The 14,334-nt window shown below is 35.9% G+C and carries 17 protein-coding genes, 1 other RNA gene and 1 pseudogene; 3 read left to right on the forward strand and 16 right to left on the reverse strand.

Features of this window, described 5'->3' with window-relative positions; genetic code table 11:
* Positions 1 to 21 precede the first annotated feature (21 nt).
* Both ACH0AK_RS02840 and ACH0AK_RS02845 read right to left on the reverse strand, forming a co-directional pair.
* Positions 22 to 417: an acetyl-CoA carboxylase biotin carboxyl carrier protein subunit gene (locus tag ACH0AK_RS02840; protein WP_023519913.1), complete on the reverse strand. Its 396-nt coding sequence runs from the start codon at positions 415 to 417 to the stop codon at positions 22 to 24.
* A gap of 19 nt (positions 418 to 436) precedes the next feature.
* On the reverse strand, positions 437 to 757 hold the full coding sequence (locus ACH0AK_RS02845) for a hypothetical protein (RefSeq protein ID WP_023519914.1): 321 nt from the start codon (positions 755 to 757) through the stop codon (positions 437 to 439).
* A 399-nt stretch (positions 758 to 1,156) separates the two neighbouring features.
* Between ACH0AK_RS02845 and ACH0AK_RS02850 the strand changes: the two genes are divergently transcribed.
* The 3 genes from ACH0AK_RS02850 to citG all read left to right on the forward strand — a co-directional run bounded on the left by ACH0AK_RS02850 (position 1,157) and on the right by citG (position 4,332).
* Positions 1,157 to 2,503, forward strand: a complete 1,347-nt coding sequence (locus ACH0AK_RS02850) for a CitMHS family transporter (RefSeq protein WP_023519915.1) — start codon at positions 1,157 to 1,159, stop codon at positions 2,501 to 2,503.
* 244 nt (positions 2,504 to 2,747) lie between these two features.
* On the forward strand, positions 2,748 to 3,443 hold the full coding sequence (locus ACH0AK_RS02855) for a GntR family transcriptional regulator (protein WP_023519916.1): 696 nt from the start codon (positions 2,748 to 2,750) through the stop codon (positions 3,441 to 3,443).
* The gene (gene citG / locus ACH0AK_RS02860) at positions 3,436 to 4,332 is read left to right on the forward strand and encodes a triphosphoribosyl-dephospho-CoA synthase CitG (protein WP_023519917.1); all 897 of its coding nucleotides are present in this window, start codon (positions 3,436 to 3,438) and stop codon (positions 4,330 to 4,332) included. The genes ACH0AK_RS02855 and citG overlap by 8 nt, the downstream gene beginning before the upstream one ends.
* On the opposite strand, the gene ACH0AK_RS02865 is transcribed toward citG, so the two are convergent.
* The 14 genes and pseudogenes from ACH0AK_RS02865 to ACH0AK_RS02930 all read right to left on the reverse strand — a co-directional run bounded on the left by ACH0AK_RS02865 (position 4,287) and on the right by ACH0AK_RS02930 (position 14,186).
* The gene (locus ACH0AK_RS02865) at positions 4,287 to 5,015 is read right to left on the reverse strand and encodes a response regulator transcription factor (RefSeq protein WP_438846593.1); all 729 of its coding nucleotides are present in this window, start codon (positions 5,013 to 5,015) and stop codon (positions 4,287 to 4,289) included. The two genes, citG and ACH0AK_RS02865, sit on opposite strands and share 46 nt — an antisense overlap.
* 304 nt (positions 5,016 to 5,319) lie before the next feature.
* Positions 5,320 to 5,687, reverse strand: a transfer-messenger RNA (tmRNA) gene (gene ssrA, locus ACH0AK_RS02870).
* Positions 5,688 to 5,914: 227 nt separating this feature from the next.
* The gene (locus ACH0AK_RS02875; protein ID WP_023519920.1) at positions 5,915 to 6,202 is read right to left on the reverse strand and encodes a putative quinol monooxygenase; all 288 of its coding nucleotides are present in this window, start codon (positions 6,200 to 6,202) and stop codon (positions 5,915 to 5,917) included.
* Between the two features lie 21 nt (positions 6,203 to 6,223).
* Positions 6,224 to 6,862, reverse strand: coding sequence for a nitroreductase family protein (locus tag ACH0AK_RS02880; protein WP_010735080.1), 639 nt, complete (start codon positions 6,860 to 6,862; stop codon positions 6,224 to 6,226).
* A gap of 31 nt (positions 6,863 to 6,893) precedes the next feature.
* The gene (locus ACH0AK_RS02885; protein ID WP_019724433.1) at positions 6,894 to 7,298 is read right to left on the reverse strand and encodes a MarR family winged helix-turn-helix transcriptional regulator; all 405 of its coding nucleotides are present in this window, start codon (positions 7,296 to 7,298) and stop codon (positions 6,894 to 6,896) included.
* 285 nt (positions 7,299 to 7,583) lie between these two features.
* Positions 7,584 to 7,847, reverse strand: a complete 264-nt coding sequence (locus ACH0AK_RS02890; RefSeq protein ID WP_226075428.1) for a hypothetical protein — start codon at positions 7,845 to 7,847, stop codon at positions 7,584 to 7,586.
* Between the two features lie 141 nt (positions 7,848 to 7,988).
* Positions 7,989 to 8,477, reverse strand: a complete 489-nt coding sequence (locus ACH0AK_RS02895; RefSeq protein WP_010735077.1) for a free L-methionine (R)-S-oxide reductase MsrC — start codon at positions 8,475 to 8,477, stop codon at positions 7,989 to 7,991.
* 85 nt (positions 8,478 to 8,562) lie between these two features.
* A complete protein-coding gene (gene budA / locus ACH0AK_RS02900) occupies positions 8,563 to 9,270 on the reverse strand; it encodes an acetolactate decarboxylase (protein ID WP_010735076.1) in 708 nt (235 codons plus the stop codon).
* Between the two features lie 265 nt (positions 9,271 to 9,535).
* Complete coding sequence (locus ACH0AK_RS02905) at positions 9,536 to 9,808, reverse strand: Fic family protein (RefSeq protein WP_309296175.1); 273 nt, start codon at positions 9,806 to 9,808, stop codon at positions 9,536 to 9,538.
* A 272-nt stretch (positions 9,809 to 10,080) separates the two neighbouring features.
* A complete protein-coding gene (locus ACH0AK_RS02910) occupies positions 10,081 to 10,257 on the reverse strand; it encodes a hypothetical protein (protein WP_010735074.1) in 177 nt (58 codons plus the stop codon).
* A 320-nt stretch (positions 10,258 to 10,577) separates the two neighbouring features.
* Positions 10,578 to 11,704 (reverse strand): annotated as a pseudogene (locus ACH0AK_RS02915) (IS3 family transposase).
* A gap of 56 nt (positions 11,705 to 11,760) precedes the next feature.
* On the reverse strand, positions 11,761 to 11,946 hold the full coding sequence (locus ACH0AK_RS02920) for a hypothetical protein (RefSeq protein ID WP_023519925.1): 186 nt from the start codon (positions 11,944 to 11,946) through the stop codon (positions 11,761 to 11,763).
* Positions 11,947 to 12,217: 271 nt separating this feature from the next.
* A complete protein-coding gene (locus ACH0AK_RS02925; protein WP_010735071.1) occupies positions 12,218 to 13,129 on the reverse strand; it encodes a hypothetical protein in 912 nt (303 codons plus the stop codon).
* Between the two features lie 487 nt (positions 13,130 to 13,616).
* Positions 13,617 to 14,186 carry a hypothetical protein gene (locus tag ACH0AK_RS02930; RefSeq protein WP_041684239.1) on the reverse strand — a complete coding sequence of 190 codons (570 nt, stop codon included), beginning with the start codon at positions 14,184 to 14,186 and terminating at the stop codon, positions 13,617 to 13,619.
* Positions 14,187 to 14,334 lie beyond the last annotated feature (148 nt).

Raw genomic sequence — 14,334 nt, forward strand, 5'->3', positions numbered from 1 at the left:
CTCTACTCTCAAAGCGAACATTTAACTAATCGTGATAAGTGGATCACCAGGATTCACCATTTCTCCTTGACTGATATGGATTCCAGTCACTTGACCAGCTTTTCCAGCAACGATTTCATTTTCCATTTTCATCGCTTCTAAAATCATCAAAGGTTGATTGATTTCCACTACCTCCCCAACTGTAACTAATAAACGAGAAATCGTGCCTGGCATCGGCGAAGTCATCGCATCCGCTCCCGCTCCGACTGAGGATTTCGTTTCTGGTACAGTTGTTGAGACCTCTGATGGTATGACCGCTTCAACTGGTGTAGATCGTTCTGGTGTTGGAACTGGATTCGTTTGCGGACTTCCACCGATTTCTTCCATTTCCACTAAATATTCTTTTCCATCAATTGAGATTTTGAATTTCCGCAACATTTTTTCTCCTCCAAAACATTTATTTTTTGGCTATTTTTCGTATAATAAACTGACTATTTGGATTGACTCCCGCTGCTACACCTGTAGCAATCAGTGAAACCAAAATTGCTTCCGGATTTCTCTGCTTGATTTTTTTGATAATGAATCGACTCTCCGGATCATATTCTGCTGCTAAACTTGCAGCTACCACGCTGACAAGCTGAATATCAGCTGGCGCAGCATCAATATATGCAGGAACCGGTTTCATTTTTTCTGGCTTTTCATTGTCTCTTTCTACTATTGTGGGATTGGGCTTCACTGCTGGTTGTTGCTTCTTTCTTCGTTTTGTAAACAGCCACATACTTCTTGCTCCTTTCTTCTTTTCTGTCCTTATTTTTATTATAGGATGATTCAACCAATTATGTTTTCCAAACTGATATAAGATTGTTTTTTTGTTGTTTCTTTTTCTTGAATCAGGCAAAAAAAGCAATACAAACATTGATATAAAAGCTTTTTCCAATGAATTAATGTTCTGTTAAGGTACTATTAAGCATTCGATAAGATTAGGTAGACCAAATTGTTTTTTTCATGTTCTTTTTTCTTACTTCATCTATCTTCCCTTTAAAATATTGCTTATCCTAGAGTCGTCAAGGAGGCGTCAATTTTAGAAACACACAACTCTTTCTGTCCTAAGAATAATTTTCTACCCATCTAATTTTGATACCGCTTACAAACAATGCAATCAGAAAAGGAGAAGCGTATGTTACTAACCGTTTTATCTTATGCAATGATCATTATCTTCATGTATGTCATCATGAAAAAGAAAATGTCCCCTTTTACTTCCCTTGTGGTTATTCCACTTTTATTTACCTTAATTGCAATGATTTCTGGTGCTTCAAAGAAAGGAAATATTGGCGATTTTGTATTAGAAGGCATCAAAACAACTTCAAATACAGGAATCATGCTATTATTTGCCATTTTATATTTTTCAATCATGTTAGACGCTGGTCTATTTGATCCAATCACTAAAAAAATGATTTATTTTGCCAAAGGCGATCCGATGAAAGTTTTAATGGCAACTGCGATCGTTGCCGCAACCGTTTCGCTGAATGGCGATGGGACAACGACTACGTTGATTTGCTGTTCCGCTTTTATTCCTATCTATAAAAAATTAAACATGAAAATGATGAACTTAGGGGTATTGATCATTCTTCAAAATACCATCATGAATCTATTACCTTGGGGTGGACCGACCGCTCGAGCGATGGCAGTATTGGAAGTCGATGCGGATATCTTGTCTTACCTAGCTCCTGGAATGATCTTGTCTTTGCTTTATGTCATTTTTTTCGTTGCACGCCGGATGGGAAAACAAGAACGTGACCGTTTAGGTATTACCCAATTATCAAATGAGGAAATTGAAGAAATCACTAAAATCACCGATCCTGAAACAGTCAAAATGCGCTGTCCTAAAAATTTTGTATTCAATGGGATACTCACGATCGTGTTGATTGCCTGGTTGGTTGCAAGCTCGTTTATCTCTTCGATTGCCTTACCACCTCTTTTATTATTTTTAGTAGGAACATGCATTGCCTTAATGGTCAATTACCCTAATCTAAAAGATCAATCCGCCCGTATTGGTGCAAATGGTGGCGATGCAGTGCAAGTCGTGATTTTAGTTTTTGCAGCAGGAGTTTTCATGGGGCTTTTCCAAGGTTCCGGTATGGCTGAAGCACTCGCGAATAGCTTTACTTATCTCATTCCAAAACAACTAGCAGGATTCTGGGGATTAGTCATTGCGTTGATTTCAGCGCCCGGTACTTTCTTTATTTCAAATGACGGTTTTTATTTCGGTGTATTACCCGTTTTAGCAGAAGCCGGACATACCTATGGCTTTACGAATATGCAAATGGCTCTCGCCTCTTTGATGGGTCAAGCCTTCCATTTGCTCAGTCCTTTAGTCGCTTTTATCTATCTTTTGTTACGTTTGACCGGATTGGATATGGGGAAATGGCAACGAGAAGCTGGAAAATATGCCTTGGGTATTTTTACTATTTTTGTCGTCACAATTATTCTTTTTGGCTATATGCCATTTTATATTTCCCAATAAAAACAACCGTCTAAAGTAGATGTCCACTCTGAGAAGTGCTCCGTAATAGTAGAAAACAATTGATCCTCTCTTTTTCGATGTTACGGAACAATTTCTCAGAGATTTCCAGACGGACACTTTATTCCGATTTGTAAAATAAAAGTCACTCACATTTTAGTCATTTCTCATGAGGCGAAGGATAAAGCATGATAGACTTATTCATTGACTTAGTTTTTTATAGCAAAAGTAGAAATGGGGAGAAGAAATGAACAAGGTTGTTGAAGCATTACGTAAAAATTTGGACCTCACACAAAATAAGACATTGAATGTGCTTATTTATGAAGCGTTTCGTAAAACGATCATTCTTGGCGATATCCCTGCCAATACGCGGATCAACGAAAAAGTCTTAGCCGAAGAATTGAATATCAGCCGTACACCTATTCGCTTAGCAATGAAACAATTAGTCAATGAAAAATTGGTTGAACACGTACCCAAAATCGGCATCGTCGTCAAAGGTATCCGCATAAAAGACGCTTACGAAATCTATGATATCCGTAAATCTTTAGATACACTTGCCACGATCAAAGCAATGAATCAGATGACAAAAGAAGATTTCATTGAGCTGAAAGAACTATTATTACGAGGCGAAAGCTATAATCAAGCAGATCAAACAGAAAAAGTCTTGCAAAATTTTTCGGACTTCAATACGTTCATCTATGAAAAAAGCCACATGCTCCGTTTAAAATCCATTGTCTTAGAGTTACAAGCTTACCTCGTTTATTTTCGCGATATCGCCATTCGTTCATCCAGACGCAGGGATAAAGCCCTTGAAGAACATTGGCTGATCTATCGCGGGATGCAAACAAAAAATGCAGAACAAATCACTTTGATCACCCACGAGCATTTAGATCGTTCATTACAATTTATTTTAGCTGAAATGGAGCGTAGAAAAATTGACTGACCACAAACTGATCGGTACGATCGCACAGGCTGCACAGCACGCTTTGTTTTACGAAGTAGCATTAAGTCCAAAACCAGGATTAGTCGATCCTATTTCAAATGGCGCGCATACAGATATGGATTTTCAGACTTTTCAAATAAGTATCCAAACCTTAACACCTTTTTTTCAAAAATATATCGCATTAGGTCTTACCCATAAAGGAAACACAAAATCATTATTTGAACAGCTAAGGCAGACTGGATATCAAGCAGAGCAAGCAATGCTTGACGCAACAAATGACATCAACACACATAAAGGAGCGAATTTTTCGTTTGCAGTCATCTTGGGCGCGATCGGTTGGCACATGCAACAGTGTTTTATCCAAAGACTTCCATTAAACGCCAAACAGACGGAGCAAATTTTAAAGCTTACCGGAGAACTGACCCATGATTTGATCAAAGAGGATTTTCATGATTTAGCGCGGAAGACACAGCGTACACATGGGGAAGAGCTTTTTTTGGTGCATGGTATTTCAGGTATTCGTGGCGAAGCTGCTCAGTGTTATCCCAGTCTTGCTTCCATTCTTCTTCCCTACTTACGTTCAGCAAACTATCATGCGCCCGATGAAGTCTTTCTACGTGCCTTGGTTTTATTGATGAGCGAAATCGAAGACGGGAATATACTTCACCGAGGCGGTATTCAGGAGTGGCAAAAAGTACAACAAGAGACAAAAAAAATTCATCAAGCAAAGCTTCCACGGAAGCAGCTACTTGATGAATTAACGATCTATGATCAACGATTGACCAAACGCAATCTAAGTCCTGGTGGTGCAGCAGATTTACTTTCATTAGGTATTTTTTTCGCTCAATTAGAAGGATTACTTTCTTTACCAGAGGGTAAGAAAATATAACCAAGTCCTCTAACCGTTCTGAGGTACTGGACATTTTTTGGATCATCTTCGATTTTGTTTCGTAAGTGATTGATAAAAACCATAATGGTATTGGCATCCAGCTCACTGTCATTCCAAACACTTTGATAAATTTGTTCCTTTGAAAAAACCTGTTCGGGATTTTCTATAAAGAATTGCATCAGCTTGATTTTTTTTGAAGACAACTCAATGGATTTGCCTTTTTTATATAAACGATAAAGCGCTTTGTCAAAGCAAAAATCACCTATACTGATTTTATTTTTTTTGCACTTTGTCGTTTGTTCTTTAAGTACGTTGTGTCTGTCCAAAATAGCGAGAACTTGCGCCTTTAGCAGTGTCGGATTGAATGGTTTAGTGATGTAATAATCTGCTCCCATCTCCAATCCAGTGATAATTTCAATCTCATTTTGTTGTTCGGTAAAAAAAACGATGGGAGAAAGACTGTCTTGCTCTCGGATGAGTTGAACAATATGGTAGCCATCTGTTTGATGGGCTAAACGAATATCTAAGAGATATAGATCAAAAGTCACTCTAGACATGATATCCAGTGTTTTTTCGACGGAATCACTTTGATAGATCAATACACCAGCTGGTTGTAAGGCCTTCCAAATCATTCTTCTAAATGTTAGATCTTCATCGATCGCCAATATCTTCTCATTTCTCATTTTCTTTCCTCCTGCCTAGAGCATCCATAGGTTAAAAAATACACTATGACCTGTATTTTACTTATTCAAGTAAAAAAAGTAATTGATCATAATATCACAATTCATCCTCCAACTCTATTATACGCAAAGAAACGGTGATTTTCCGACTTCAAAAAAGAAAATACAATATAAAAACATTTTTGACCTGGATTTTGACCTAGATAAATTTTCATAAAAGCAAGAACAACTGAAAACTGAAAACTAAAAACGCTAAAATCCTTCATAAAAAGGATTCTAGCGTTCAGCTAAATCGTGTGATTTCTCCGAATGGAGACGGCGGGAGTCGAACCCGCGTCCAAACACATCGCCACTTAAAAATCTACGTTCATAGTCAACTCATTTAGAGGTTCGCTTTACAGCTTGCCGAGTGACAGGCATTCTGTATCGCTAGTCTGATGTTCTCTTTTTCAACTTACAGACGGAAAGTTGAAACGTATCCCACTAAAGTTAGGACCCTTACTCGAGCACATGGGCGATGCCGAGAGGATCTACGCTAACTGTTTTTAGGCAGCTAAAGCGTAAGAGTTGTTTTCGTTTTTAGCAGTTATATTTAACTGTAACGTTTTAGCGTAGACGTAACCTACGAAACGCAATTCAAGCTCGAACTGTGCCTGTCGAATCCGTAACGTCCCCTTAATAAAATGGGTTACGGTATTTTCAAGATACTTACATAATATACCATATATGTAGTTTTTTTTCAATATGGTTGTTTGCTTTTCGAGTAGATGCTTCACTTCTTGAGCGAAGCAAGAAAGGTCTTAGGGATGAATAGACATCAGACTTTTCTTGCTCCCTCTTAAAGTGAACGTTCTTTCTACTTTAGCTGCTTCGATCGCAAAAGAACGTGTCAGCGAATCCTTTTAAGCAAGTGTTTTCGCGACATTCAATTCTGTTTCTTTTTCTGCATATTCAGGCATATTTTTGAACAATTGTTGCAACAATGGACTTTGGTTATGTCCTTCGATTGCTTGTTCGTCACGCCAGTTTTCAACCATCACAAAGACATTTACTTGTTCCGTTGACTCATACAATTGATAACTCAAGCAGCCATCTTCTTTTCTAGTCGCTTCGATCAATTGTGTCGCTTCTTCTAAAAATTCAGCGCGTTTTGCTTCTTTGATGGTAAATTTTGCATTGATGATGATCATTCGTCCGTCTCCTTTTTCTTTCTATTTGAAAGAAGTGATTTTTTCTGAAGCTAAACGAACAGATTCGTAGCCTTGATCGACTGCTTTACCAACTGACAAGATCATTACAGGGACATAACGTTCTTTGTCCAAATCGAAAGCTTCGGCTAATTGGTCTGCTTCAAATCCGCCGATTGGATTTGTATCATATCCATGGCTACGTGCAGTTAACATAAATTGCATAGCTGCTAAACTTGAATCGATCTTCACTACGTCATTCATTTGTTCACGTGTGAAATTTTTGTAATAAGGAATGATCGCTGCTAGTTGTTCGTCACGAACTTCTGCTGGCATTTTGCCTTCTTCCACAGCTTGATCATAGATTTCTTCTCCGTATTCATAGCAATTCATATCACCAAAAATCAAGACCATGGCAGATGATGTATCATTTTGTTTTGTGTTGAAACGGATCAATGGTTTCAATTTCGCTTTTGCTTCTTCGCTTTCAACTACTACAAAGCGCCAAGGTTGTAGATTCACAGAAGATGGTGCTGTTGTTGCTTCTTGGATCATTTCCAACATTTCTTCATGAGGGATTTTCACATTTTCATCGTACACACGGATTGATTTTCTGCCAAAGACGATATCAGAAAAATCATTGTTTGCTAGAGTTTTATTCATTACTTAACCGCTTCTTTCTTCGTTTTGATTTTTAGTATAATTTATCTAGTAATTTAGTCAGTTGATCGATTTCTTCATCTGATAGCGAAACACACAGGGAGTCATCTGATTCTTGATGATTTTTTTCACACTCGGTCAATTCATTCACTGCTTTATCGGACAAAGAAACGAATACTTCACGATTATTGTTCTCATTTCTTTTTCTGATCACATATCCTTTTTGTTCTAATATCTTTAGATGACGTGAAATAGCTGCCAAATCGATTTTTAAATCGCTCTGTAACTTATTTTGCAAACATTCCCCGTTTTCTTGTAAGAACATCAAGATCTCGTACCTCGTTAAACTAAATCCAGTTTCTTTTTCAAATAAAGCTGTTCCTTCTTGACTGATGATTTTTATTTGATAAAGCAATTGACTTAACTTTCTCAGCTCCATAATGTTGCCTCCTACTATCTTTGACTAATCAATTATTGACTTGTCAATAATATAAATCATTTACTTCCTTTTGTAAAGTAAAAAGAAAAAGAAGCAAGTTAAAAGTTATTTTCACTTTTAACTTGCCCCTTCTTCAACTGTCTGTATTCGAGTATTCTATTTCTTAACGATTATGTATGAATGTTCAATTGCTTCTATTATGTATGCAAATTAAAGGAAGTCTGATAATTAACAATAGCTTATTCAAATCAGACTTCCTGCTAGGCGATAGGCGTATTCATCACTTTAAGATACCATTGCTTGTGTGTACAGCTTGGTTGGTGACTGAAAGACCTGTTCAACGGGACTCAACTCAAAGATATCTGTATATTTTGCGACAACTTTCCCACATTTCTCTAGAATATCTAAGTGATCTGTACAATCATATTCCTCCACACTCATAATCACACAGTTTTCTAATTTTCCAATTACTTCTCCGACTACTTTATTTTTGATGCCGATTGGATAACATACATATTTTTGTCCTAAAACGATTGTTTCGCTTGTCATAACTCATTCTCCTCTTGGTTCTTTAATATTTTATAAAATGATAATAACATTAAAATTAGATTATGAAAACAAAAATATTCAATAAATTAAAAAAAAGTTGAAAAAAAGTGATCAAACACCTTTTTTCAACTCTTTTTCACTTTATTTCATAACATTTACAGGAAAATCACCTAACAATAACTCAACATATTGTTCCAAAAATTCTTGATCTAAAGCATCGTAGCCCTCGGTCACACCACAATCGATATCAAGTACTCCGATCAATCGACCTTCTTTGATCATAGGTACTACGATTTCAGATTGTGCGGCTGAATCACATGAAATATAATTTTCATGGGTTTTCACATTCGCAACGATCAATGTTTTTTGTTTTTCTGCTGCTTCGCCACAAACACCTTTTCCCATTTTGATACGGGTACATGACACTCTACCTTGGAAAGGGCCTAAAATCAATTCTTGTCCATCATATAAATAATAGCCGGCAAAGACTGTTTGAGGTAATGTTTCATTCAATAATGCAGAGGAATTAGCTAAATTGGCCAACCAGTTGTCTTCTGCTTCTAAAAGTCCTTTTTGTTGGAGTAGCAAAATTTCATAAGCATCTCTTTTTTCTTTTTCTGTCCATAACATCCAAAATCACTCCTTCTATGCCCAAAATTATAGCCTAATTCAAGGAGCAACGCTATGGTTTTATTTTTGTTTCTTAATGACTAGATCATTCTGCTTGCTCGATTTCAGCAGCTAGATCTGCATAGTCGATTTCATTTTGGATAAAAGTCGGATCATTCGTCGGAAAATGTTGCACCAAAGATTCCATTTGACTGATTTCTACTGTTCCTTGCGACACAGTAAAATCGAGGATATGCCCTCCAAATGTTTTCTCATCGTCAATAAAATGCAAATGGAAGCCTGCAGCAGCCACCCCTTGAAATAATTCCGGTGTATAAAACCCAACAATTGTCCCTTGAATATCTGATCGATGAAACTCTGGCTGGGATTCTGAGATCTTCGCTAAGCGTCGATATGGTTTTTCTTGTTTTGGCATGATCCGGATATGCATATCTTTAAATAAACCGCTGATCTTGACTGCTAAAAAGAGATTTTTCCCTGCTTCGTCCTTCAGGATTTTTTCTTTTAATGCTTCGCTAGATAGATGTTGGACTGTAAATGAACGGTCCGCTGAAAATGCAGTGATTGCCGCATAAGGAGTGGACTCTTCTCCGGACAAATGGATCAATGCACCATCTGATCTACCTTGATAGGCTTCACCGTCTAAAAATATCACTTCGCCGTCTAACCCATGTAATGTTCCAAGACCTAGTGTACCGTACTTCAAGACCCCCGCAATGGAAGTAGTCCCGTCCATCAGTCCCGCCATTAGCGCACCTAATGTACCATGTTGATATAATACTTTCTCTGTCATCTGAACATCCCCTTAGTAAAATTGGTCTGGTAATGTTAATTCGTTTCTGATTCCGATTAAATCAGCGTTTTTCTGCCATATCTTTGTCTATTTTCGAATATGAGTATGAAATGAGCATGGTTTTTTGACAAGTATGGGCAAGCTAATTTTGAGGTTTGGTGTAGATATACTCTTCCTATATTTTTGAAAGGTCTGCTAAAAGTTTCTAAAATTAGTTGATTTTCACTAAAATTTTATCGACCAATTGTTCCAACTTCTTGATATCTCAATGAACAGTCCCATCCAGAGATAAATTATAAATCTCATCATCAAGTTCAACATTAAATTCCGAATCATAACCCTTAGCTAAGCCTAGGGATCGAATCACTTCACGCTGAGTCCTCCCATTTCCTTCACGAAAAGGGTGCAAATAATTTTCATTAGCTAATATTGACGCTAAATGCCTAATAACTTTGTCCCTTGTATTTGCATTCTTATAATAATCTTGAATTAAAGAGTTCATATATGACTCAGCTGTTCCAAACGATTGCATCGCCATAAAAGCATGCTCTTGTTTTGAAATGTTCCCTTTCCAGTACTACCCTGCCCGCTAGTACAAATCTTGAAAAAGAAACTCATGAATTTTTAGTATATCTTTCATTGAATGAACTTCAATCGGTTGAGCAATTAATTTTAAGATTTGAGAAGCAACCATTCTGTATTCTGCTTGTTGCAATTTTTCAAAGTCTTACTCATCAAGTTTATTTATTGATACTTTTGAATTTGGGGAAGTATAAATATTATCAGGATCTTCATATTGTTTTCTAGCCATTATGAAATACCTAATACAATGGCTTCTTCACGCAATCGAATAACCTCTTTTACTTTGGGAATACAACCTTCAATCATATTTGTACTGATTGCATACCAAACACTTTTGAATAGTCGAAAACTATCGAATTTCACGCCCATAATAGTCAATTCTTCTTTGTTTACATCTAAAGTCATTAGCTTATCCTCCCTTATGTTCTTCTTTGATTATAGCATTTTTTAGCTTAAGATTCCCGTCATCTATTCGAAAAACACATAACAGTTAAAAGAAATGGTTAGTTTAAATATTCGCGATCATTACAAAATTCAAAAATGAAAACACTGTTCATCATAGGTTCTAGAATTATACTAAATATTTACTTTTCCTAAATAATATTAAGCTTATTACTTATTTCATTTTTTTCAAATAAGTTCCAATAAAATGATTTACCAATAAATCATTTTGTGATAGATATTGGATTTGAGTCAATATCTTGGACATATTTTAGTAGAGACTGCTAAGACATTTTCTCTGTTTCTAAATCTTCAAACTCCTGTGGAGTTAAGTAATGAATCGAACTATGGATTCGATTACGATTATAAAATCCTTCAATGTAGCTAAATAAAGATCGATTCGCTTCTTCGAAGTCTGAGTAAGTCGTTGTGTATACTTCTTCTTTTTTCAATGATGCATGGAAGGACTCAATTCCTGCATTATCATATGGTGTTCCTTTGCGACTATAGGAATTCCTTATTTTATTGTTTTCAAGCCAATTTTCCACTTCGATTGCTGTATATTGACTACCTAAATCAGTGTGTAGAATCATTCCTTCTGGAATGTAGTACCGTTGCTTTGCTTGATTGAATGTTTGTAACACACAATCGACAGTCATTCGTTTAGAAAATGTATAGCTAATAATCTTTTTCATGTGTAAATCCATAATCGAAGATAAGTAACACCAACCATTTTTCTTAGTTGGAATGTAAGTGATGTCAGCTACCCATTTTTCACAGATAGTTTTAGTAGAAAAGTCCTGATTTAAGATGTTCTCTTTTAAAAAAACCGGCTGAACAGGCCGTTGAGGTCTGTATTTCTTAACCACAATTGACCTTAGATTTAATTGTTTCATCAGTTTTTTTACATGATTAAGAGATACTGAAATTCCTTATTTTAGCAACACTTGATGGATTTTTGTTGCACCATATCTCTGTTTATGATCAAAAAAGATCGTTGAAATCTTCTTTTTCAATTGGTTATTTCTGACTTCTGTAGCTGTTAACGATTTATTTTTATAAAAATAGTAGACACTTCTAGGAATTTCTAATAACCGACACAACAAAGAAACAGTGTACTCCTTACACCATTTTTCAATGAATCGAACAAGTGACTTTAGGTCTTTCGAGAGAATATGGCTGCGGCTTTTTTTAATATTTCAAGTTCCTCTTTCAAACGAGCATTTTCTTTTCTCAAATCAGCCGCTTCTTTTCCGGTCAGTCCTGTGGACTGATTTGGTAAATATAAATTTTTCCATTTGTAAATCGTTGCTTCAGATAAGCCATATTCTTTCGCCAATCCTCGAACAGAACGTCCAGTTTAATTCAGCTCAACAATCATCTGTTTGAAATTTTCTTCGTATCGGGTCATAAAATCCATCCTCTCGTAGATAAGTTTAATTTATTTCTGGCTCTACGAAAAGATGTCTAAGATTTGATACTAACACCAGTAATTGAACGCATTGTTGTCTTATCAGCAACTGGATTTGCATTTGTATCTGCATGGGCAACTGGAACATTGATTACAGCTTGACCAACAACTGGACCACCCAAAACGAGCAGTGCAGAGCATGCAAGCAAGTGATTCAAAACTTTTTTCTGTTTTTTCTTCATAAAAAACTCTCCTAGTATTTATAATTAAATGTAGTTTGTCTTATTTGTCTATACAGGCCCCACGAACGAAAAAGACTACACCAGAGAACACAAACAAGACATACTGTTTTTTACAATATTATTTTACAAAAATCTCCCCCCTCTGCGCACAACTTGTTCAAATTGACCAAATATTTCTTTTGAGGAATCGCGTATGTATGAAACTGCTATATTTCTCGGTAATGTCTCACTTTGAGGATAAAAAAAGCACGGAGGACTTGCCCCTCGTGCTTTACAATTCTTTACTTAGCTTTAGTAAATTGGTAAAAAACTCTGCAATTTTCATATACTCTTCTCGAGTTAATATTATCTCTAAAGCCTCTTTTTGTTTTGAGAGTTCGATTTTCATTTTCTCTACTTGTCCATAAACAAAACCTTTCTCTAGAGTATCCAGTGTCCTTTTAAATACTGACAAAAACCAATCCGAATGAAAGAATTCTTTATCGCTAATAATTTTTTTAAAAACGTTAAACTCTTTCATCCTTTTTTGTTCTAATACTGTCAGCGTAAATTGAATAAAAAAATTATCAAGAACTAATTTGGTTCTAAAATCAGTCATTTGGATATCTGTTTCTCTGAGTAATCTCAAGAAAAGGTTGGAATCCATCCGTTGTAAATTTAATTGATATTGCAAGGCCAAAAATTCAATATCAAAAAGCGTAAAAACCTCTGCTTCTTCTAGTCGCTTTAAAATTTCATTTTCAGTTGCTAATGCTTCCTCTTTTGTAACTATAGTCTGAGGATGATGCAAGAGTAATAAAGCTTGGAACATATACATGACTGATAGTTTTCCTAATGTAAAGGAGGTAGAATCAATATACTCCCTAAATCCTTTATAAACTCTTTGTGCCTCCTCAAACTCCCCAGTTTCCAGAAATTGTATGAATCGTTTGCGATAACTTACTGTCAACGAGGCATTTTCTGCTTCCATGTTTACTTCTAATGGCGATAAACAAAGTACCTCTGTTATGATTGCTAAGTCAGATAGCTTTAAATCAGCCTCTTCTTTTACAACCCTTTGGTATGTAGAAACAGACAAACCATTTTCTTTAAAAACGCGATATGGGATGTGCTTTCCCTTACGTATTTTTTCTAAATAATATCCCAAGCTTTTGTATTCTTCCAATTTTTTTTGCTCATACATCATTTTGTCCTATTCTCTCATTCTTGCACGAATTGTAAATCCTGAAATTGTACCTATGTAAAGGTTATTATATATTATACGATAAAACTAAAAAAATTCCCTCAGTAATGAAATTAGCTCTGAGGAAAGCTATTCAAACACTATAATCAAACACCCTGGGAATAAGTATTAGAATTAATACAACGAAAACTACAATGATATCATCTAAGTGTGCTGACCAAACAACTAATCCCGACAATACATATTAAAATACCAGTAATCCTTCTAGCCATAGGCTTTAAGATTCTTCTTTTCTTTTTTATTGATATTATCTGAGATTATAATAAAGTCAAAACACCCGTTATACGGGTGGTTTTGACTATTCCTATTGAAACAAGTGGCTGGAAGCCATAAACTAAATAGAAGGTAACTCTATCTTTTTTTATCAAAAGTGAGAACTTAACAGTTTCGTATTAAATTCCTTTTGAGTAACCGTTCTTCACTTCAATTATTGGAAACTCCAATCTGGTCTTGTCATAGAAGAATGCGGGAAATCAGTTGATCCATCTTCACCAGCATGAGTAAGCTCTTCAACAACATTCACTTTAACAGTTGTCTCAACAGTCAAATCCTCCGCTACAGCAAAAGTTACTTCATAACTGCCTGTTTTATTCGGATGAATGGTGGTATTTTTTACAACAACTCCCGCACTACCTCCAATTAAATTCATAGCCTGCACACTAGCAGCTTCAATTAACTGTTGATCACTTGTTTTGCCTACTAAAATTTGAGCAACATTTTCTGCGTAAATAAAATATCTTTGAATATCATTTACTTCATTGCCATCATTCCCATTACTTTCCCCACTACTACCTGGATCTAGAGTCACATTTCCTGTAAGCCCATCAGCATTAACTACAGGCATGCTCATGCCACACCCCATGAAGACTACTGTTCCAATTCCTACTACCGCTTTTAAAATATTTTTTTTCATACTTGTAAATACCTCTTCCTTTTCCTTTTCAAGGCTCTGAAAAAATAACATCATTGTTTTTTCCAAAGTTTTAAAAAATTTCATTTGGAAGTTGGTGTGCTCCTCCACTTCCTCCTGAGTTACCGAGGACTGTTACTTGGATTGTTTTATCTGGAACTGATGAATATCCGCCTTTTGCATCTAATACAACTGTATAGGTTCCTGGCTTGTCTTCAATTGTACTTGATTTAAT

This window comes from Enterococcus pernyi, assembly GCF_045371165.1.
In the GTDB taxonomy this organism is placed as follows: Bacteria; Bacillota; Bacilli; order Lactobacillales; family Enterococcaceae; genus Enterococcus_B; species Enterococcus_B pernyi.

Excerpts from the sequence above, each read along its gene's own strand:
- ACH0AK_RS02905 (WP_309296175.1), bottom strand. The coding sequence starts at position 9,808 with ATGGCGATGCAATCGTTTGGAACAGCTGAGTCATATATGAACTCTTTA.
- ACH0AK_RS02890 (WP_226075428.1), bottom strand. The coding sequence starts at position 7,847 with ATGACAAGCGAAACAATCGTTTTAGGACAAAAATATGTATGTTATCCA.
- ACH0AK_RS02885 (WP_019724433.1), bottom strand. The coding sequence starts at position 7,298 with ATGGAGCTGAGAAAGTTAAGTCAATTGCTTTATCAAATAAAAATCATC.
- ACH0AK_RS02865 (WP_438846593.1), bottom strand. The coding sequence starts at position 5,015 with ATGAGAAATGAGAAGATATTGGCGATCGATGAAGATCTAACATTTAGA.
- ACH0AK_RS02845 (WP_023519914.1), bottom strand. The coding sequence starts at position 757 with ATGTGGCTGTTTACAAAACGAAGAAAGAAGCAACAACCAGCAGTGAAG.
- ACH0AK_RS02850 (WP_023519915.1), top strand. The coding sequence starts at position 1,157 with ATGTTACTAACCGTTTTATCTTATGCAATGATCATTATCTTCATGTAT.
- ACH0AK_RS02840 (WP_023519913.1), bottom strand. The coding sequence starts at position 417 with ATGTTGCGGAAATTCAAAATCTCAATTGATGGAAAAGAATATTTAGTG.
- ACH0AK_RS02875 (WP_023519920.1), bottom strand. The coding sequence starts at position 6,202 with ATGATCATCATCAATGCAAAATTTACCATCAAAGAAGCAAAACGCGCT.
- ACH0AK_RS02920 (WP_023519925.1), bottom strand. The coding sequence starts at position 11,946 with ATGAAGAAAAAACAGAAAAAAGTTTTGAATCACTTGCTTGCATGCTCT.
- ACH0AK_RS02855 (WP_023519916.1), top strand. The coding sequence starts at position 2,748 with ATGAACAAGGTTGTTGAAGCATTACGTAAAAATTTGGACCTCACACAA.
- ACH0AK_RS02895 (WP_010735077.1), bottom strand. The coding sequence starts at position 8,477 with ATGTTATGGACAGAAAAAGAAAAAAGAGATGCTTATGAAATTTTGCTA.
- ACH0AK_RS02925 (WP_010735071.1), bottom strand. The coding sequence starts at position 13,129 with ATGTATGAGCAAAAAAAATTGGAAGAATACAAAAGCTTGGGATATTAT.
- budA (WP_010735076.1), bottom strand. The coding sequence starts at position 9,270 with ATGACAGAGAAAGTATTATATCAACATGGTACATTAGGTGCGCTAATG.
- ACH0AK_RS02910 (WP_010735074.1), bottom strand. The coding sequence starts at position 10,257 with ATGACTTTAGATGTAAACAAAGAAGAATTGACTATTATGGGCGTGAAA.
- ACH0AK_RS02880 (WP_010735080.1), bottom strand. The coding sequence starts at position 6,862 with ATGAATAAAACTCTAGCAAACAATGATTTTTCTGATATCGTCTTTGGC.
- ACH0AK_RS02930 (WP_041684239.1), bottom strand. The coding sequence starts at position 14,186 with ATGAAATTTTTTAAAACTTTGGAAAAAACAATGATGTTATTTTTTCAG.